This window comes from Martinezella sp. CNPSo 3732 (assembly GCF_057784515.1).
Genome location: NZ_JBXSOO010000025.1, coordinates 28,507 through 48,189 on the forward strand (window position 1 = coordinate 28,507; position 19,683 = coordinate 48,189).

General features: G+C 59.2%; 18 protein-coding genes. 4 read left to right on the forward strand and 14 right to left on the reverse strand.

The window, feature by feature from the left end; genetic code table 11:
- Nucleotides 1-67: 67 nt before the first annotated feature.
- From AC13RM_RS28335 to AC13RM_RS28395, 13 genes are all read right to left on the reverse strand, one after another.
- Nucleotides 68-763, reverse strand: coding sequence for a class I SAM-dependent methyltransferase (locus AC13RM_RS28335; RefSeq protein ID WP_488555941.1), 696 nt, complete (start codon nt 761-763; stop codon nt 68-70).
- Nucleotides 764-884: 121 nt separating this feature from the next.
- Nucleotides 885-1,853, reverse strand: a complete 969-nt coding sequence (locus tag AC13RM_RS28340; RefSeq protein ID WP_488555942.1) for a 2-hydroxyacid dehydrogenase — start codon at nt 1,851-1,853, stop codon at nt 885-887.
- 146 nt (nt 1,854-1,999) lie between these two features.
- Nucleotides 2,000-3,121 carry a branched-chain amino acid ABC transporter substrate-binding protein gene (locus AC13RM_RS28345; RefSeq protein WP_459455197.1) on the reverse strand — a complete coding sequence of 374 codons (1,122 nt, stop codon included), beginning with the start codon at nt 3,119-3,121 and terminating at the stop codon, nt 2,000-2,002.
- A gap of 185 nt (nt 3,122-3,306) precedes the next feature.
- Entirely contained in the window at nt 3,307-3,660 is a 354-nt protein-coding gene (locus tag AC13RM_RS28350) for a DUF6867 family protein (RefSeq protein ID WP_113229966.1), read from the reverse strand.
- Nucleotides 3,661-3,684: 24 nt separating this feature from the next.
- On the reverse strand, nt 3,685-4,413 hold the full coding sequence (locus tag AC13RM_RS28355; protein ID WP_069611708.1) for an ABC transporter ATP-binding protein: 729 nt from the start codon (nt 4,411-4,413) through the stop codon (nt 3,685-3,687).
- Nucleotides 4,413-5,285, reverse strand: coding sequence for an ABC transporter ATP-binding protein (locus AC13RM_RS28360; protein WP_285173097.1), 873 nt, complete (start codon nt 5,283-5,285; stop codon nt 4,413-4,415). Before AC13RM_RS28360 ends, AC13RM_RS28355 begins: the two co-directional genes overlap by 1 nt.
- Nucleotides 5,285-6,709 (reverse strand): high-affinity branched-chain amino acid ABC transporter permease LivM, encoded by a 1,425-nt coding sequence (gene livM, locus AC13RM_RS28365; RefSeq protein ID WP_374815532.1) that lies wholly within the window; start codon nt 6,707-6,709, stop codon nt 5,285-5,287. The genes AC13RM_RS28360 and livM overlap by 1 nt, the downstream gene beginning before the upstream one ends.
- 4 nt (nt 6,710-6,713) lie before the next feature.
- Complete coding sequence (locus AC13RM_RS28370) at nt 6,714-7,616, reverse strand: branched-chain amino acid ABC transporter permease (RefSeq protein ID WP_095435606.1); 903 nt, start codon at nt 7,614-7,616, stop codon at nt 6,714-6,716.
- A gap of 308 nt (nt 7,617-7,924) precedes the next feature.
- Nucleotides 7,925-10,351, reverse strand: coding sequence for a GcvT family protein (locus tag AC13RM_RS28375; protein ID WP_488555943.1), 2,427 nt, complete (start codon nt 10,349-10,351; stop codon nt 7,925-7,927).
- 218 nt (nt 10,352-10,569) lie between these two features.
- Complete coding sequence (locus tag AC13RM_RS28380; protein ID WP_488555944.1) at nt 10,570-11,124, reverse strand: sarcosine oxidase subunit gamma; 555 nt, start codon at nt 11,122-11,124, stop codon at nt 10,570-10,572.
- 7 nt (nt 11,125-11,131) lie between these two features.
- Nucleotides 11,132-14,089: a sarcosine oxidase subunit alpha family protein gene (locus AC13RM_RS28385; RefSeq protein WP_488555945.1), complete on the reverse strand. Its 2,958-nt coding sequence runs from the start codon at nt 14,087-14,089 to the stop codon at nt 11,132-11,134.
- Nucleotides 14,086-14,361 carry a sarcosine oxidase subunit delta gene (locus AC13RM_RS28390; RefSeq protein ID WP_113229961.1) on the reverse strand — a complete coding sequence of 92 codons (276 nt, stop codon included), beginning with the start codon at nt 14,359-14,361 and terminating at the stop codon, nt 14,086-14,088. The genes AC13RM_RS28385 and AC13RM_RS28390 overlap by 4 nt, the downstream gene beginning before the upstream one ends.
- 13 nt (nt 14,362-14,374) lie before the next feature.
- Entirely contained in the window at nt 14,375-15,628 is a 1,254-nt protein-coding gene (locus AC13RM_RS28395; protein ID WP_113230133.1) for a sarcosine oxidase subunit beta family protein, read from the reverse strand.
- 328 nt (nt 15,629-15,956) lie between these two features.
- Between AC13RM_RS28395 and cysQ the strand changes: the two genes are divergently transcribed.
- The 3 genes from cysQ (at nt 15,957) to AC13RM_RS28410 (ending at nt 17,850) form a co-directional block, all read left to right on the forward strand.
- Nucleotides 15,957-16,751: a 3'(2'),5'-bisphosphate nucleotidase CysQ gene (gene cysQ / locus AC13RM_RS28400; protein WP_113229960.1), complete on the forward strand. Its 795-nt coding sequence runs from the start codon at nt 15,957-15,959 to the stop codon at nt 16,749-16,751.
- 302 nt (nt 16,752-17,053) lie between these two features.
- A complete protein-coding gene (sciP, locus tag AC13RM_RS28405; RefSeq protein WP_004107124.1) occupies nt 17,054-17,329 on the forward strand; it encodes a CtrA inhibitor SciP in 276 nt (91 codons plus the stop codon).
- 239 nt (nt 17,330-17,568) lie between these two features.
- Nucleotides 17,569-17,850: a GNAT family N-acetyltransferase gene (locus tag AC13RM_RS28410; RefSeq protein WP_113229959.1), complete on the forward strand. Its 282-nt coding sequence runs from the start codon at nt 17,569-17,571 to the stop codon at nt 17,848-17,850.
- A gap of 245 nt (nt 17,851-18,095) precedes the next feature.
- Here the strand turns inward: AC13RM_RS28410 and AC13RM_RS28415 are convergent, their stop codons facing one another.
- Nucleotides 18,096-18,452 (reverse strand): flagellar export protein FliJ, encoded by a 357-nt coding sequence (locus AC13RM_RS28415; protein ID WP_075851407.1) that lies wholly within the window; start codon nt 18,450-18,452, stop codon nt 18,096-18,098.
- Between the two features lie 441 nt (nt 18,453-18,893).
- Between AC13RM_RS28415 and ctrA the strand changes: the two genes are divergently transcribed.
- The gene (ctrA, locus tag AC13RM_RS28420) at nt 18,894-19,595 is read left to right on the forward strand and encodes a response regulator transcription factor CtrA (RefSeq protein WP_069611718.1); all 702 of its coding nucleotides are present in this window, start codon (nt 18,894-18,896) and stop codon (nt 19,593-19,595) included.
- Nucleotides 19,596-19,683: the final 88 nt, after the last annotated feature.

Sequence of the window (19,683 nt, forward strand, 5' to 3'; positions counted from 1 at the left end):
GGTAAATTTCAGTGGGTCGAACAGGTATCGGAAGCCGTCTACAGAAAGCTCTACCTGCGAAGCGCATCTACCCCTTCACTGCCGAAAAGAAGAGGAAGCGCGGCTTGGTCGTCAGGCTCTGGTATGCCTCCGGGAAAAGGCTGCTGACCCTGGGATCCGGCTGCGGCTCGCTCACGAGATCGATCCGAAATCCAGCTGATTTCAGCGCATCAAACATGGCATGGAGCGGCCGGTGCCAAAATCGCATGGTGATGTCCTTGCCGCCTCGGTGCCACGTCTCGCTGAAGTTATAGGTCTCGAAATAGTTTTCTCCGCTGGCCGGATCATGATCCATGAACGGATGATGCGTCGAAAAAATCAGGCGGCCGCCATCGGACAATACACGCCTGAATTCCGAAAGAGGGCGTGACCAATCGTGCAGATAATGCATGACCAAGGATGCCATGACCAAATCGAAAGTGCCGTCTTCGAAAGGCAATCGCTCGTTCAAATCGGCCAGCAACAAACGAGCCCGCCCTTCCAGGCGGCGCCGGGCGATTTCGAGCAAGCCCGCGCTCGCATCGACGCCGGTCAGGACCGCTCCCCGATCGACGAGGGCGGCGGCATGAGCCCCGCCTCCGCAACCCGCATCGAGAACCCGAAGTCCGGCAACATCACCGGCGAGCGAGAGAATTGCAGGCCGCTCATAATAGGCATTCCAGGCATTGTTCTCGTTGTCGGCCTGATAGGCGGCTGCGAACGCATCATAGTCATTCTCAGACACTGTTCCCCCTCGCCGGAAAACGGCACACATGACAGCACTTCAAGCGGTTGACGCCGTCACCTTATGGACGCGCCACCTGTCCGGCAACGACGTATCGCAGTCTGGGTTTCTGTATTTCTGCCTAGACCACGCGGTCCGGCAGCTCTCTCCCGGCAAAGAAGGCAGTGACATTATCGACGACTTTCATGCCCATGGCCGTGCGCGTCTCTTCCGTGGCGCTGCCGAGATGCGGCAGAAGCACGACATTCTCCATGTCCCGCAGCCGTTCGGGAACATGCGGCTCCGCTTCATAGACATCGAGACCGGCACCGCGGATCGTTCCCTGCTCCAATGCCGATATCAGCGCCGCCTCGTCGACCACATCACCCCTTGCCGTGTTGATCAGGAAAGAGCCGGGCTTCATGGCGGCAAGGCGAGCCGCATTCATCAGATGGCGGTTCTCGGCGCCGCCCGGGCAGTGCAGCGAGACGAAGTCGGAGACTTCCAGAACATCCTCGACGGTCTGCAATTGCATGGCGCCATAGCGCGAAGCTTCCATCGGATCTATCGCCGAGCGATTATAGAAGACGACATCCATGCCGAAGCCGAAATGACAGCGCTGCGCGAAGGCACGACCGATACGGCCGAAGCCTATGATGCCGACAGTCTTGCCCGTCACCTTGGTGCCGACGAGATGCGTCGGCCGCCAGCCGCTCCAGGCGCCGGCCCTGACCTCCCGCTCGCCTTCGCCGCCGCGTCGGGCAACGGAAAGGAGCAGCAGCATGGCGATATCAGCCGTGCAATCCGTCAGCACGCCCGGCGTGTTGGTGACGGCTATGCCTTTTTCCTTGGCCGCGGCGATATCGATGTGGTTGAAGCCGACACCGAAATTACCGAGGATCTTTGAGCGGATCGCTCCCTCGAAAAGCGCGGCCGGAAGCTTGTCGGAAACGGTCGGCAGGACGGCGTCATAGGTGAGCAGCGCCTCGCGCAGCTGCCCCGCATCGAGTGCTGCGTCATCCCTGTTCAAAGTGGTGTCGAAACGCTCCGAAAGTACCGCCTCAACCGCCGATGGCCAGCGCCGCGTCACGAGAATGCGGGGTTTGCTCATGCTGTGATCCTCCTGCCGATATCAGGCAGATTTAAAGCAGCCTCGGCATGAAGGAAATGGCGAACCGACACCCCGAATATGAAAAAGCCCGGCCAATGGCCGGGCTTCCCAGATCTTGGCGATGCCGGAAAACCGGCGTCACAAGCTTACTTCGAAATTTCGTCGTAGTTGTACTTGCCGTCGGAACCCTTGGACCATTTGTACATGACGTAGTCCGGACGGGTGATGTCGCCCTTGGCATTGAAGCCGAGGTCGCCGATAGCGGTCTTGAACGGACCCTTTGCCTTCAGCGCATCGGCAACTGCCATCGGATCGTTGGAACCGGCAGCCTTGGCGGCGGCGGCGATAACCTGCAGAGCTGAGTAGGAGTAGAGCGTGTAGCCTTCCGGCTCGTAGCCTGCGGCGCGGAACTTGGCAACCAGATCCTTGGAAGCCGGGTTCTTGCGCGGATCCGGTGCGAAGGTCATCAGCGTGCCGTCGACGGCGTCGCCGGCGATCGATGCCAGCTCGTTCGAGACGATACCGTCACCCGACATGAAGTGAGCCTTCACGCCCTGGTCGGCCATCTGGCGCATGATGAGGCCAGCTTCCGTGTGCAGACCGCCGTAATAGACGAAGTCGACACCAGCCTGCTTCATCTTGGCGATGAGGGCCGAATAGTCCTTGTCGCCGGGGGTGATGCCTTCATAAAGAACTTCCGTCACGCCAGCGGCATTGAGGTTCTTCTTGGTCTCGTCAGCCAGGCCCTGACCATAAGGGGTCTTGTCATGAACGACGGCAACCTTGGCGCCCTTGAAATTATCGGCGATGTACTTGCCGGCAACTTCGCCCTGCTGGTCGTCACGGCCGCAAGTACGGAACGTGTTCCACAGGCCGCGTTCGGTGAACTTCGGGTTCGTCGAAGCGGGAGTGATCTGCAGAATGCCGTTTTCAGCGTAGACTTCCGAAGCCGGAATGGAAACGCCCGAGTTGAAGTGACCGACGACGAACTTCACGCCGTCAGCAACGAACTTGTTGGCAACCGAAACGCCCTGCTTGGCATCGGAGACGTCGTCGCCGAGTTCGATCTTGATCTTTTCGCCATTGATACCGCCGGCCGCATTGATGTCTGCAGCTGCTTGCTCTGCACCCTTCTGAAGCTGCGCGCCAAACGCAGCATTCGGGCCCGTCAACGGACCACCGACGCCAACGATAATGTCGGCCTTCGCAACGCCGCCGAAAGCGATCATCGCCGACAAAGCCACCGCCGACAGAAGATACTTCTTCATATTATTACTCCCAATTTTTAAGCGGGTTCCGTTTGATCTGCCCTGCGCGATACCCACCAATCATCACGCCGGTAACGCTTGCATTCCGAACTCTGGAAGCATGACCCCTGCCCGTTCCCGTCTGTTTTTATGGGCTGGGTGACGCTCTTGGTTGTACGCAGACTGTGCCTAGTTTAGGCGCACTGTCAATTCTTCTTCTTCCAGGAAAAGGCCGAGGTCTTTTCATAAAGCCAGTAATAATTATTCACCATCTGATCGGTACGTCGATACCGGTATCCCGCCGTCGCAAAAACAAGCAGAAGCGCGACATCGATGATGTAGATGGTGACGTCGAAAACCGGGCCATTGAACAGCGCATGGTGCAGAAACTGCAGGCCAAGGCCGATCAGAAAGCTGTAGATAACGACGAGCGGATAGGTTTCCCAGCTGGATGCAACGGCACGGCCGGCGCGCCATGCGGTCCAGAAACCGAGAATGACGATAACAGCGCGGATGACCATGCGGCCGCCGGTATCGGTGTCGAAGAGAAGTCCCTGCATCTCAAATTCCCCGCGAAACGAAACTCAATGGTGACCGCCTTCGAGATAGGCGGCGCGCACCTCCGGATTGGCGAGCAGTTCCTTGCCGGAACCGCTCATCGTCACCCGGCCGTTGACCATCACATAGGCGCGGTCGGAAAGCTTGAGCGCGGCAAAGGCGTTCTGCTCGACGAGGAACACGGTCAGCCCTTGGGTCTGGTTCAGAACCTTGATGGCCTCGAAGATACCCTTGACGATCAGCGGCGCCAGGCCAAGCGACGGCTCGTCGAGGAGCAGCAGCTTGGGACGCGCCATCAGCGCGCGGCCGATCGACAGCATCTGCTGCTCGCCGCCCGAAAGCGTTCCGCCGCGCTGCGACTGGCGCTCCTTCAGGCGCGGGAAGAGCGTGAAGATCTTCTCGACGTCCTCGTTGAAATATTTGAGCTTGTCGAGACTCGCGCCCATCTGGAGGTTTTCATAGACGGTCATGCGCGGAAAGATGCGCCGACCCTCGGGCGACTGCGCAATGCGAAGCCGGGCAATCTCATGCGTCGGCATGCGTGTGATATCGCGGCCGTCGAAGGTGACCGAACCGGTGCGCGCCTGCGGGCTGCCGCAGATCGTCATCATCAGCGTCGATTTGCCGGCGCCGTTGGCGCCGATCAGGCTGACGATCTCGCCGCTATTGACTTCGATATCGACGCCGGCAAGAGCGCGGATATTGCCGTAATAGGTTTCGACACCCGCAACTTTGAGAAGTGGTTGCCCCGCCATCAATGTTCACCCTCTTGGAGGTGCTCGACTTCGGCAATCACCTCTTCCACTTCCTCATCCTCGACGCCCAGATAGGCGGCGATCACGCGAGGATCATTCTTGACCTCATCCGGCGTGCCATCGGCGATCTTCTGCCCATATTCGAGCACGATGACATGGTCGGAAATTTCCATGACCACGGACATGTCGTGTTCGATCAGCAGGATCGATGTGCCGGTGTCCTTGCGGATGCTGCGAAGGAATTCGTTGAGGACCAGAGACTCGCGAGGATTGAGACCGGCAGCCGGCTCGTCCAGGCAAAGCAGTTCCGGCCCCGTGCACATGGCGCGCGCGATTTCCAAGCGGCGTTGCGCGCCGTAAGGAAGATCGCCTGCAGGATCGTCGGCGCGATCGATGAGATCGGCCTTTTCGAGCCAGAAGCGCGCCAATTCGATCGCATTCTTGGCCTCGGAACGATAGCGACCGATGCCGAGCAGGCCGAGGATCGTGTAGCCGGAGGCACGCATTAGCTTGTTGTGCTGCGCCACCAGCAGGTTTTCGAGCACCGTAAGGCCCGAAAACAGGCGGATATTCTGGAAGGTACGCGCCACCTTGGCTTCGCGCGTGATCCGAAAATCCGGCAGCCGTTCCAGGAGATACTCCTTGCCGCTCTTCTGCTGTAGCGTAAGCATGCCCATCGTCGGCTTGTAGAAGCCGGTGATGCAGTTGAACACGGTGGTCTTGCCGGCACCGTTCGGCCCGATCAGCGCGGTGATATCGCCACGCTTGGCCTCGAACGAGAAGTCGTTGATGGCCATCAGGCCGCCGAACTTCATCGACAGGTGATCGACCTTCAAGAGGACGTCGCTGGGGTTTGCGGTCACAGCGTTCATCAGCCGTGGCCCTCCTTGGTAAAGCTGCCTGAAACCGCTTTTCGCTCCTTGAGGAAAGCGGTCGGCTCGCGCGTGCCGACAAAGCCGCGCGGCTTGAAGATCATCACCACTACCATGGCAAGACCGAAGATCAGCATGCGGTAGAGTTCCGGTGTGAAGTCCGGTCCGAAACCGGGAATGATCGTCGTATCGCCGAAGACCAGCCCGGTCTTGAGGAAGCTCATGTTGCGCAGCAATTCGGTGCCGCCAATCATGGCGATCGCGGCAATCGCGATGCCCTTCAGCGACCCCATGCCGCCGAGGACGACGATCGCGAGGATCACAGCGGATTCGAGGAACACGAAGGATTCCGGCGAGACGAAGCCCTGACGCGCCGCAAAGAAGGAGCCGGCAAAGCCGCCGAACATGGCTCCGGTGGCAAAAGCCGTCAGCTTCGTGGTCACCGTATTGATGCCGAGCGAACGGCAGGCGATTTCATCCTCACGCAACGCTTCCCATGCACGTCCGATCGGCATCCGGCGCAGCCTGATGGTGACATAGGCGGTCAGCATGCAGAGCAGCAGGATCACGTAGAACAGGAAAACCTTGTACCAGGCCGACGAGATCGGCAGACCGAAACTGCGGACGAAGTTGTGCGGGTCCTTCATATCGAAGGTGTACAGGCCGAAAAGCGATGCCTTGGTGATGTTGGAGATGCCGAAGCTTCCCTGCGTCACGTCGGTCCAGTTGGTCAGCACGATGCGGATGATTTCACCGAAGGCGAGCGTAACGATGGCCAGATAGTCGCCCCGCAGACGCAGCACCGGAAAACCCAGAATCATGCCCCAAAGCGCGGCAAGAATGCCCGACAACGGCAGAAGCAGCCAGAAGGACAGGCCGAAATGCGTCGACAGCAGAGCATAGGAATAGGCGCCGACCGCATAGAAGGCGACATATCCTAAGTCGAGCAGACCGGCGAGGCCAACGACGATATTCAGACCCCAGGCAAGCATCACATAGATGAGGATCTGAATGCCGAAATTGTCGACATAGGTCAGCGCGCCTTGCGGCCCAAGGATTGCCACCGCCGCCAGCGGATAGATCAGCAGAAGCACAAGGGCAATCGCGTTGAAATGCTTGGAGACGAAGCTTGGCTCGCCCTCCACCTGCACGACCTTGGCCCTGGCTGCCTTTCGCGCCGCCAGATACGGCTGGACGAAGACCGTCATGATGAAGCGGCCGACAGCGGCGATCGCGACAATGGTCGCCAGAAGGCCCCAGCGCTGCACGATGATCAGCTTGTTGTCCATATTCTGATCGGTCTTGAGACCGATATAGAGGACGAACATGCCGAAGGCGATGATCGCAGTCCAGAAGGCGTCCGTAATCCCTTTCTGGACAAGGCCGGGCGCGGTCTTGCCTGCAACGAAGTTTGAATTTGCCATGGCGTTATACCTTTTCGACTTCCGGCCGACCGAGAATACCAGTCGGCTTGAAGATCAGCACGTAGGCAAGGATGCCGTATGTAGCGACATCCTTATACGCGATGGGAAAATTGCCAGACCAGAACGACTCGATGAAGCCGATCATCAGGCCGCCGAGAACAGCGCCTGGAAGCGAGCCGATGCCGCCCAGAACCGCCGCCGTGAAAGCCTTGACACCAGGCACGAAACCGTCCGTGAAGTTGGCGACACCATAATACATCAGATACATCGTGCCGGCGACAGCAGCGAGAGCGGCACCCATGATGAAGGTGATGGAGATGGTGCGGTCGACATTGATGCCGAGCAGTGCCGCCATCTTGCGATCCTGTTCGGTCGCCCGCTGAGCACGCCCAAGCGCCGTCTTGTTGACGATATACCAGAAGGCGACGAGCAGCACCACGGTGACGATGAAGACGATGATCTGCTTCAGCGACAGCGAGACGCCGCCGAAGTTGTAGACATCACCCACCAGCGTCGGGATCGGCTTGTTGCGCGGCCCCTGTGCGACCTGGATGAAGTTCGACAGAACGATCGACATGCCGATCGCCGTGATCAGCGGCGCGAGGCGGAACGAACCGCGCAGCGGCCGATAAGCCACCCGCTCGATCACCCAGTTCCACAGGCTCGTCATCAGCATGGCGACGATCAGCATGACGAGCAGCATGATCGCGACCGGCAGGCCGGCGAAGAGCGAAACGAGAACCAGATAGGTGATGAGAGCGGCAAAGCCGCCAAGCATGAAAACATCACCGTGGGCAAAATTGATCATGCCGATGATGCCGTAAACCATGGTGTAACCAATGGCGATCAGGCCGTAGATCGACCCGAGAGTCAGCCCGTTTAAGAGCTGCTGGATAAAATAATCCATATATCATTTCCCCTGGATGCGGCGTCATACGACCACATCTCTTATTACTTTTTTAGGTTCCTTCTAGAGGCCTATGGCCGCGATTCCATACTGGTTTCGAAGGAAATGTGAAGCCAAAAAGGCGAGAAATTGACAAATTCTTTTCAAATCGCCGTGCGCTGATGCGAATCCGACCAAAAATGGCACGAAAGCGGCAGGCCATGGCTCAAAATTAGCCAAAACCGTCAAACGACGCCTGCACTCTGAAGAGCTCTTGTCAAAGGCGGGCCTCGCCAGGGCCCGCCATAATGGTCATCTGAACCGCGACGTTACGCCCGCATCCTCGCACCATCCGCATCGAACAGCGGCTCGGCCTGCAGCCTTGCCGGCAAGAGCTCCCCAAGCAGCTCGATCGACCAGCCCTGCGCCTCGTCGGCGATTTCCTTCGGCACGTAGCCCACAGCGACGGAAAGACCGGAAACGGGAGCATAGCCGCCTGAGGTCACCCAGCCGCAGACCGCACCGTTGTGATAGATCGGCTCATCGCCGATGACATCGGCATCCCTGGCCGAGAGGATGAAGGTTCGCAGGCGCAGCGTGCCGCCCTCCGCCTTTTCCTTGGCGGCCGCCGCTTTGCCGATGAAATCGGCCTCCTTGGACAGCGCCACGAATCGGTTGAGGCCGGCCTCGAACGGCCCGTAGAGGGGCCGGTATTCGCGCGCCCAGCTGCCATAGGATTTGTCGAGGCGCAGCGCGTTCAGCGCCCTCAGGCCGAAGAGACGAATGCCGAATTCGGCGCCCTCCTCCATCAACCGATCAAAAATGTAACGCTGATATTCCGGCTTCATCCAGATTTCATAGCCGAGATCACCCGTATAGGAGACGCGGCCGACGATCGCAGGCGCCATGCCGATATCCATGCGGCGGATCGACATGAAGGGGAAGGCGGCGGTCGAGAGATCCTGATGGGTCAGCTTCTGCAGCAACTTGCGGGCATTCGGGCCAGCGATCGAAAGGCCGAGAAGCGAAAGGCCGAGTGCTTCGAGCCGGACTGAGCCGTCCTTCGGCAGCAGGCTTTCGAACCAGCGCATATGGTAGGCTTCGGCGATGCCGGAGCCGATGAGAAGGAAATCCCCCTCGCCCAGCTTCGCCAGCGTGAAATCGCCGATCAGCTTGCCGTCATGCTTCAGCATCGGCGCCAGCGTCATGCGGCCAATGGCGGGAATGCGGCAGGTCAACAGCGTGTCGAGGAAAGCTTCCGCACCCGGCCCCTTGACCGAATATTTGGCAAAACCCGAGGTCTCCATCAGGCCGACGCTCTCGCGCACCGCCTTGGCTTCCGCGCCGACGACATTGAAATCGTTGGAGCGGCGCCAGGAGAATTGGTCGACCTCCCCCTTCGGCGCGAACCACAGGGCTTGCTCGAGACCATAATAGGCGCCGAATACGCCGCCAGCTTCCTTCAGTCTGTCGTAGATCGGCGTCGTCAGCAGCGGACGAGCAGCCGGCAGCTCCTCATTCGGATAGCGGATCGAGAAGCGGCGGGCATAGTTTTCGCGCACCTTGGCATTGGTATAGGCGAGCGTGGCGTAGTCGCCATAGCGGGAAACATCCATGGCAAAGACATCGAAGCCCGGATCGCCGTAGATCATCCAGTTGGCGAGCGCCAAACCAACACCGCCGCCTTGGCTGAAGCCAGCCATGACAGCGCAGGCCGACCAGTAGTTCCTCAAGCCACGGACCGGGCCGACAAGCGGATTACCATCCGGCGAGAAGGTGAAGGGACCGTTGATGATCCTTTTGATGCCGGCATTGTTGAAAGCCGGGAAATGGCGGAAACCGACTTCAAGCTCCGGCGTGATGCGCTCGATATCCTCGGCCAGCAGCTCGTGGCCGAAATCCCAGGGCGTCGTCAGCGGCGACCATGGACGGCAGGCCTTTTCATAGGTGCCCATCAGCATGCCCTGCCGCTCCTGGCGCAGATAGATCTCGCCGTCGAAATCCACGCAATGCATCAGCTCCTTGCCTGTCGTCTTGTTGAAGTCGATGACCTCGGGCATGTCCTCGGTGATGAGATACATGTGCTCCATCGCAAGCACCGGCAGCTCCAGCCCAACCATGCGGCCGACTTCGCGCGCCCAGAGGCCGGCGGCGTTGACGACATGCTCGGCGATGATCTCACCCTGATTGGTGATGACGCGCCAGGAACCATCCTCGCGCTGCACCAGCTCTTCGACCTTGGTGTGCAGATAGATTTCCGCTCCGTTCTTCTTGGCGGAGCGGGCATAGGCATGCGTGGTACCATAGGGATCGAGATGACCTTCGACGGGATCGTAAAGAGCGCCGACGAACTGATCGGGATCGAGGAGCGGCATCATCTCATGCGCTTCCTTCGGCGTCAGCAGCGTCGCTTCAAGGCCATTGTAGCGGCCCTTGGCGAGAATGGATTTCAGCCAGTCGAAGCGCTGCGGGGTGGCCGCCAGCATCAGCCCGGAAGTCAGGTGCAGCCCGATATCCTGGCCCGAATACTCTTCGATCTCCTTGTAGAGCTCGACCGTATATTTCTGCAGCTTGGCAACGTTCGGATCGCCGTTGATCGTATGCATGCCGCCTGCCGCATGCCAGGTCGAGCCGGATGTAAGCTCGGAGCGTTCGAGCAACACCACATCCGTCCAGCCGAATTTCGTCAGGTGATAGAGCACCGAACATCCGACGACACCGCCCCCGATGACGACGACCTTGGCATGGCTTTTCATTGGGAATCCCCTGTTTTCGGCGCGAAGCCGCGGGGTGTCTTCCCGCGCGACCGGCCTTATTTGAGAGGAAACCTAGAGACTATCCGATAGGCCAAATAGCCCGAACTGCGAAACCGATATGTCTGTTTGCGCCATCGCAATTGTTCGGATCGCGCCATCGGCTATTGGCAGCGCAAGCCGGCTGGCAAGTCATACGACATTCGGCGACATAGGGATTCTCAATCGGCGAAACCGGCCGTGAGCGCGAACTCCCGTCCCATTTCCATGATCTCTTCGAACACGCTGCCCGCATAGGAGCGCGGCACGATGATTTCGAAACGATCCGGACCGGTGCGGGCAACATTGGCGCTGACATGGCAGCACAGCATGTTGGCTGACTGCCCTTCGGCAAAGACCTGCGGATGCAGATCGACAGCCACGCATTTGGCGAGAATGCGGCGGACGCTAGGGCCGGAAATGCGCAGCAGCACGCGGCCGTCGCTTTGCTCGAAGAAAGAGGCACGGGCGGGATCGAGCGTGAAGAGATCCCGCGCAACGCTATCGGCACCGAGCGCGTCCGACACAACGAACCATTCCCTCGGCCCGACATCGCGAACCGATACATCCTTCAGCGCCTTGAGGCTCGCCAAAACGCTATCCTGCTCCCCGGCCTTCGCGAGCACGGAGAAGATCGCCGGCCGGCGCACGACGGCGAGATGATTCGGATTTGCGGCAGCCTCGAAACCGGAAATATGATCTTCCAGCACATGCCTGTTCTGAAACGCAACGCTCATCGATCTCTTACCCCAGAAGCTTCTTGTTGTCGGGATCGATGAAGACGGGGCTGCAGACCTCTGCCGCCACTTCCTCACCCCGCAATCCATCCCAGACGACCACGCGCTCGCCGATGCGCTCCCGGCCCGACTTCAGGAAAGCGAGCGCAATGGAATGACCGAGCATCGGCGAGAAGCACGCCGAGGAGACATGCCCTTGATCGTTCACGGTCGAAGGCCTCGCGCCCTCCTTCAAAATATGCGCTCCGGCGAGAATTTCCTTGGCCGTATCGATCGGCTTCAGACCCACAAGCTGGCCGCGGTCGGCGGCGGTCAGACCAAAGCGGGTGGACAGCCGCTTGCCGATGAAATCCGGCTTCTGCGTCGACATCATGCGGCCAAGCCCGACATCGTCAGGCGTGGTGCGGCCATCGAGTTCGTTATGGGTGACGTGCCCCTTCTCGATACGCAGCACGTTGAGCGCTTCGACGCCATAGGGGCAGATACCATGCGCCTTGCCGGCTTCCATAACGGCATCGGCGACCGCCTCGCCGTAGCCGGCCGGGACCGCGAGTTCATAGGCGAGTTCGCCCGAGAAGGAGATGCGGAACAGACGCGCCCTGAGGCCGCCCTTCAGCATCACTTCAGCAGCGGCAAGGAACGGGAAGAACGCGTCGGAAATATCGTCCTCGACAATCTGCTCCAGCACCAGCCGCGCCTTCGGACCGGCAATCGCCATCTGCGCCCACTGATCGGACGAGGACACGAAACGAACGTCTAGCTTCGGCCAAAGCGTCTGCGCTGCGAATTCCATATGCGCCATCACCTCGCCGGCCATCGCCGTCGTGGTCGTCATGAAAAAGTGGTCGGGCGTCAGCCGGCTGGTCGTGCCGTCATCGAAGACCATGCCGTCCTCGCGCAACATGAGGCCGTAGCGGGCTTTGCCGATCGGCAGCTTCAGGAAGGCGTTGGAATAGAGCCGGTTGAGAAACTCCGCCGCATCCTTGCCGAAAATCTCGATCTTGCCGAGCGTCGACACGTCGCAGATCCCGACATTGTTGCGCACGTTCAAAACCTCGCGGTCCACGCTGTCGCGCCAACCCTTCTCGCCCGGCCGGGCAAACCAGGACGAACGATACCAGAGGCCGGCCTCGACAAAGCTGGCGCCGTTCTTCTTCGCCCATCCATGCAGCGGCGATTCCCGAACCGGCTGCGCATGCTTGTCGCGCGCGGTTCCCGCCAGTGCACCAAAGGATACTGGCGTATAGAACGGCCGGAATGTCGTCGTGCCGACGGCCGCCGGGCTGACGCCGCGCATGCCGGCGATGATGCCGGCGGCGTTGACATTGCCGAGCTTGCCCTGATCCGTGGCCATGCCGCTCGTCGTGTAGCGCTTGGCATGTTCCACATGGCCGAAGCCTTCGCGCAAAGCGAGGCCAAGATCCTTGGTGTGGACATCGTTCTGGAAATCGATGAATGCCTTGTCTTTCGCGCCCGGCACATGCCAGATCGCCGCGAAGGACGGATCATATTCGCCCTCCACTTCGGGCAGTTCAACCTCATGAGCCTTGTGGCCGAAACCTTCAACGATTTTTCGCGATTTTTCCGCCCCGTCGGTAAGACAACCGGAAACGCTCTCGATGCCCGCAGCCGAGCCGGCAATCTCCAACTCGCCAGAGACAATCGGCACCATGAAGGCCTGCTTCTCATCCGACCAGACCGGCTTGGCGCCCCTCTGGCAGGCAAGGTGGATGATCGGCGACCATCCGCCCGATATGGCCAGCGCATCGCAGGCGATCAGCTCATCCAGGCCGCCGCGATCGGCGATGACGCCGCTGATGCGATATTTGCCTTTGGTCGCGTGGACGCTTGCCGCACGAACCACGCGCACGCCCTGGGGGGCAGCATCGGCCGAAGCGGCGCGCGTATCGAGGATTGCCGAAATCTCGACGCCCGCAGCGGCGAGGTCAGCCGCGGTGCGGTAGCCCGAGCCGCCATTGGTGAAGACCGCCACCTTCTGCCCGGCAACGACGCCATAGCGATTGAGATAGCTGCGCACGGCGCCGGCCATCATCACGCCTGGGCGATCATTGCCGCCGAACACCAGCGGCCGCTCTTCGGCGCCCGAGGCGAGAATGGCGCGCTTGGCGGCGATGCGCCAGAGGCGTTCGACCGGCAAGTCGGGCGACGGCATCGCCACATGTTTCTGCACCTTCTCGACGGCACCGAAAACGTTGCCGTCATACCAGCCGAACACGGTGGTGCGCGGCATCAAGGTGACGTTCTCGAAGCTCTGCAGCTCCTGAAGGATCGCCTGCACGAAAACGTCGGCAGAAGCGCCGCCTATCGTCAGTTTTTCCGACAATAGCGAGCCGCCAAGTCGAAAACCTTCGTCGGCCAATACGACACGCAGGCCTGCGCGGGCAGCGGTCAGAGCCGCCATGAGCCCCGCCGGACCGGAACCGATCACAAGCAGATCGCAATGCGCCCAGGCCTTTTCGTAACGGTCCGGATCCGCCTGCATGACCGCCTTGCCGAGGCCCGCAGCGCGCCGGATGATCGGCTCATAGACCTTCTCCCAGAAGGCAGCCGGCCACATGAAGGTCTTGTAGTAGAAGCCGGCACCCAGGAAGGGCGAGAGCAAACTGTTGACCGAGCCGAAATCGTGCTTCAGCGATGGCCAGCGATTCTGGCTCACAGCCGCCATGCCCTGATAAAGCTCGGCGACAGTGGCGCGCGTATTCGGTTCTGTGCGCCCGTCCTTGCCGATGGTGACGAGCGCGTTCGGCTCGGCCGAGCCCGCCGTCAGAATGCCGCGCGGCCGGTGATATTTGAAACTGCGTCCGACCAGCATCTGGTCGTTGGCAAGGAGAGCCGCGGCGAGTGTATCGCCCTCCAGCCCCTTCATTTCCTTGCCGTCAAACTGGAAGGAAAGCGGGCGGCTGCGATTGACGAGACCGCCGGTCGACAGACGATAGGCCGTCATCGTGCCGCCTCCTTCGCCTTGTCCTCGGCGTCGGTAACGGAAAAGACCTCATGGGTGACATTGCTGCGGTCGACGACCAGCCAGCGGCGACACCCGGCGCTATGGTGCCAATATTCCTCAATCCGGCCACGCTCATTGTCGCGGATGAAGATGTAACGGTTCCAGTCCTCGTCCGGCGCGGTCGCTGCCGGGCGGGCGACGGATGCGCCGCGAATGGAGAATTCTTCCTTGGGTCGCACGCCGCAATGCGGGCAGTTGATCAAGCTTGCCATTGGTATTGTGCCCTCAATGCAGGTTCGGCTGCGGACCCTTGCCGCCTTCGTCGATCGCAAAGCCGCGCTCGAAGCGGTCAAGACGCAGAAGGCGGCTGACATCGTGGCTCTCGTTCTTGGCGATCAGATGCGCGAAGCAGAAGCCCGAGGCCGGCGTCGCTTTGAAGCCGCCATAATTCCAACCGCAGTTCAGATAAAGATTTTCGATGGGCGTCCGATCGATGATCGGCGAACCGTCCATGCTCATATCCATGACGCCGCCCCAGGTGCGCAGCACGCGGACGCGCGACAGGCCGGGAATGAGTGACACCCCCTCCTCCATCGTATGCTCGACGGTCGCAAGATTGCCGCGTTGCGCATAGGAGCTGTAGTAATCGATATCGGCGCCGAAGACCAAGCCGCCCTTGTCCGACTGGGATATATAGAAGTGTCCCGCGCCATAGGTGATGACATTGTCGATAACAGGCTTCAGCCCTTCGGAAACAAAAGCCTGCAGCACATGCGTTTCGATTGGGAGCTCCAGACCGGCCATATTGCCGAGAATCGACGTATGACCTGCGGCCGCAAGCGCCAGCTTGTTGCAGCCGATGAAGCCGCGGTTCGTTTCGACCCCCGTCACAGCACCGCCCTCGTCGCGGCGGATGCCGAGCACTTCGCATTGCTGGATCAGATCGACGCCGCGGCTGTCGGCGCCACGCGCATAACCCCAGGCGACCGCATCATGCCGCGCCGTGCCGCCGCGCCGCTGCAGGAGGCCGCCGAGGATCGGAAAGCGGGCATGATCGAAGTTCAGATAGGGCATCATCCGGCGGACCTGCTCGCGATTGAGCAGTTCTGCATCGACGCCGTGCATGCGCATTGCATTACCGCGCCGGGCATAGGCATCGCGCTGGCCATCGGAATGGAACAGATTGACGATACCGCGCTGGGACACCATGGCATTGTAGTTGAAATCCTGTTCCAGCCCTTCCCAGAGCTTCATCGAGAACTCGTAGAAAGGCTCGTTGCCGGGCAGCAGATAATTGGAACGGATGATCGTCGTGTTGCGGCCGACATTGCCCGAGCCGATATAGCTCTTTTCCAGCACGGCGACATTGGTAATGCCGAATTCCTTGGCGAGATAATAGGCCGTTGCCAGGCCATGCCCGCCGCCGCCGACGATGATCACGTCATAATGTGGTTTCGGCTCCGGCGTACGCCACACCGGCTGCCAATGGCGATTGCCTGAAAACGCCTGTTTTAGAAGCTGATAAGCCGAATAACGCATGCATTCATCCTGATCATTACCCGGCCGCACATTCGCATATGCAATAAAAACGACAAGTCCCGAAAGAGCGAAAAAGCTTCGCAAACAGAACACGATCTTTTCCGAATGCGCAGTGACGGACAGTGTTTGCTCTCGGAAGAATACCTCGCCGACCTGCCGAAAAGCCCACCCGTTCGGAAGCCATGCCGAGCGCTGTTGCTAAACCTTTGCTCAGGCGTTAAGGCGAAGGAAGCCGGGCATCGGAAATCTAAACTTCGCAATCGCAACTTCCTATATATAATGTCCGGAGAGTTCAGGCGCGGACGGCGCGCGGAAGACGAAGAAGCAGATGCTTGCAACATTCGAAAAGGCGGCGCTCGAAGCAGGAAAGGCCATCCTGGAGGTCTATCGTGCCGGCTATTCGGTTGCCTTGAAACAGGACATGAGCCCCGTCACGCTAGCCGACGAACGCGCTGAACACATCATTCTCAGGTACCTCGAGCGCGACTTTCCCCATATCCCGGCCATTGCCGAAGAGCAGGTTTCAGCCGGCAAGATTCCGGATGTGCACGGCCGCGCCTTCTTTCTGGTCGACCCGCTCGACGGCACCCGAGAATTCATCGAGCATCGGGATGAGTTCACCGTCAACATCGCCTATATCGAGGACGGCATCCCCGTGATCGGTATCGTCTACGCACCGGCGCTCGGCGTCGCCTTTACCGGCGAGCCCGGTAGGGCACGCAAGCTGATGGTGGACAAGTATTTTGCCATTACCAGTCGCGTCAACATTGCAGTGCGTGAACCTCCGGCCAAGCTGACGGCGCTTGCCAGCCGCTGTAACAGCAATGCGAAAACCGAAGGCTTTCTTACGGACAATGCGGTTTCCGGCTGCACGTCGATCGGTTCGTCGCTGAAATTCTGCCTGCTCGCCGAGGGCAAAGCAGATGTTTATCCGCGTTTCGGCCGTACCATGGAATGGGATACGGCGGCCGGCGATGCGGTCCTGCGGGCGGCGGGCGGCAAGACGGTTACCATCGAGGGTAGCCTTCTGACCTATGGCAAGACCGACCAGAGCGCGGATGCCGACTTTGCCAATCCGCACTTCATCTGCTGGGGCGGACAGAAGCACGGCGTGTCGGCGTAAGTTTATTTTTGCAAGTAAAAAACAATTCTTGAGCCTGCTCCCGAGCCTGAGAGCAGCATACGAGCTTCTGCGATTTCGGCCCGAAAGCGTAAGTTTTTACTGACGAAAAATCATAGAATGAATGCGATTTACCCTGAAATAACAGGGGCTTTCGGCTGATTTGCTCAGGCACGATATACGCAAATCAGCACTTCGCCACATTGATTAAAATTATTAGCAAAGTCTTACCATGTGCTTAGGCAATTTTTAAATGTGGCAAGCTAGAGTGCCACACGTGGTCTTGAGTGTGTGTAGAGAGTCCAATGACCGAAATGATACGTCCCCGAGTGAAGTATGTCATCGGCCCCGATGGCAGCCCGCTGACGATAGCAGACCTTCCGCCGCCGAATACGCGTCGCTGGGTCATTCGTCGTAAGGCAGAGGTTGTCGCCGCCGTGCGTGGTGGTCTGCTCAGCTTGGAAGAAGCCTGCGAACGTTATACGTTGACCGTCGAAGAGTTCCTCTCCTGGCAGTCGTCCATCAATACCCATGGCCTGGCTGGCCTTCGGACGACCCGCATACAGCAGTATCGCCACTGACAGCAGCGACAGCACCACCTTTTCTATTTTGTGTTCGGGCCTCTTTTCTTGTGAAAGAGGCCCGAATTATTTGCTGAAGCGCCCTCGTAGCGTCCAGCTTGCCTAGAGTTAAAGGGCTTGGCCGGTCCGCATTTTTGACATCGACTTAAACGGAAACGATCCGTTAACAATCTCGAAGGTTGGCAGGTGTCGGAGCACATGCAATCCTAGTTGCATCAGACGCGACAAGGGAGAAAATCATGGATATCCGCAACGAAAACAATACATCCGGCGGCCGTTATGTCGCAACGGTCGAAGGCCACGAGGCGGAGATGACCTTCTCCCGCACGTCCCCCAAGCTGATCATCGTCGATCATACCGGCGTGCCGGATGCCCTGCGTGGCAAGGGAGTCGGCCAGGCGCTGGCGCTTCACGCCGTCGAAGAGGCGCGGCGCGGCGGCTGGAAGATCATCCCGCTCTGCCCCTTCTTCAAGGCTCAAGCGCAACGTCATGACGACTGGCATGACGTCGTCAATCTCTGAAGGAATTGCTTCAAGCGAGGAGGTACGCGTTCACGCGCAAAGAACGGGTGGATGTGCAGGCAATAATCCGTCCACCCAGTCGGATTATTTCTAAAAACGCAAAAGCTGCGCATGGCCGGCCCCGTCACGGCCAGTCATGCGCAGCTTTCATATGCTGCTGCCGTCATACCCTTCGCATTCCGAAGATGGACCCCCGCATCGGAACGCAAGATGCTTGATCCGAAGGAGAAGACGGAATTGCGATCTCAGGCGCGTGCCCGCGCCGGACCCGAACCATCCCGCTCTTCGAGAGCTGCGGCCTTGGCATATTCGGCCTGCATTTCCTCGAGCGAATTTTCCAGCGCCTCTTCCTGAACCTGCAGCTCGCGGATCGACACCTGCAGATTGTCCGCACGCTGGCGGGCAGCCTTGGCAAAGGTCGGGTAAGCAAAGTGGCTCGGATCGGAAATGCCGGACTTCTTCTCCTCGACGACGATCTGGCTTTCCAGCTCCTTCGTCATGCGGTCAAATTCCGCCATCATCATCTGCAACTGCTGCAGCTGACGGCGTTTTTCGTTCACCTGAAACTCTTTCAGGCGAACAAGGCTCTCACGTGACTTCATACGCATTACTCCCGTGATGCGAGACCCCGGCTCTCGATATTCCCGTCCGCCGAACCGCTTTGAGACGGCTTGGTTAAAAAAATTTCCAGCGATCTTAATAAAAGCCTACCGCTGGTAACCTTTCGTTTACGGGCATCGTTAATGATAGGCGCAATGATTTAAGGCTCGGTAAATGTTGTGGTCGGAATTCGACATGTCGGCATTGGTGAGTCGGATGAATCACTTGGCGTTGGTTGTTAATGCAATACTTTAGGAGTCAATTTTACTGATTGTCGTTGGAAAACAGTGGAATGGAAAAATTATTTAATAAATTCGATACGACTTGCCAGAGTGAATCAGAATTTGTTAACCATTACATGGCAGCTTCCAAATCAAGCAGTGATTTGATCGGTATCGCGTTAAGGGGCTGACGACCTTTCGGCGGCGGTAAAGGGGACAATTATGCGGGTACTACTCATTGAAGACGATAGCGCAACAGCGCAGAGCATCGAGCTGATGCTCAAATCCGAAAGTTTCAACGTCTATACCACCGATCTCGGTGAGGAAGGCGTGGATCTCGGAAAGCTCTACGACTACGACATCATCCTTCTCGATCTCAATCTCCCCGATATGTCTGGCTACGAAGTGCTGCGCACGCTGCGCCTCTCGAAGGTCAAGACGCCGATCCTCATCCTCTCCGGCATGGCCGGCATCGAGGACAAGGTTCGCGGCCTCGGCTTCGGCGCCGACGACTATATGACCAAGCCTTTCCACAAGGATGAGCTGGTCGCCCGCATTCACGCCATCGTCCGCCGTTCCAAGGGCCACGCCCAGTCAGTGATCATGACGGGCGAACTGATCGTCAATCTCGACGCCAAGACCGTCGAAGTCGGCGGCCAGCGCGTGCATCTGACCGGCAAGGAATATCAGATGCTGGAACTGCTCTCCCTGCGCAAGGGCACGACGCTCACCAAGGAAATGTTCCTCAACCACCTCTATGGCGGCATGGACGAGCCGGAACTGAAGATCATCGACGTCTTCATCTGCAAGCTCCGCAAGAAGCTGGCAAACGCCGCCGGTGGCGCCAACTATATCGAAACCGTCTGGGGCCGCGGCTATGTGCTGCGCGAGCCCGACAGCAGCGATTTCGCCGAAAGCGCCTGAGCCGCATCCCCGCCTTTACCGCCGAATATGCAAAAATCCCGCCCTTCGAGGCGGGATTTTTGTGCCCACCCCCGATGAAAATTAAAAA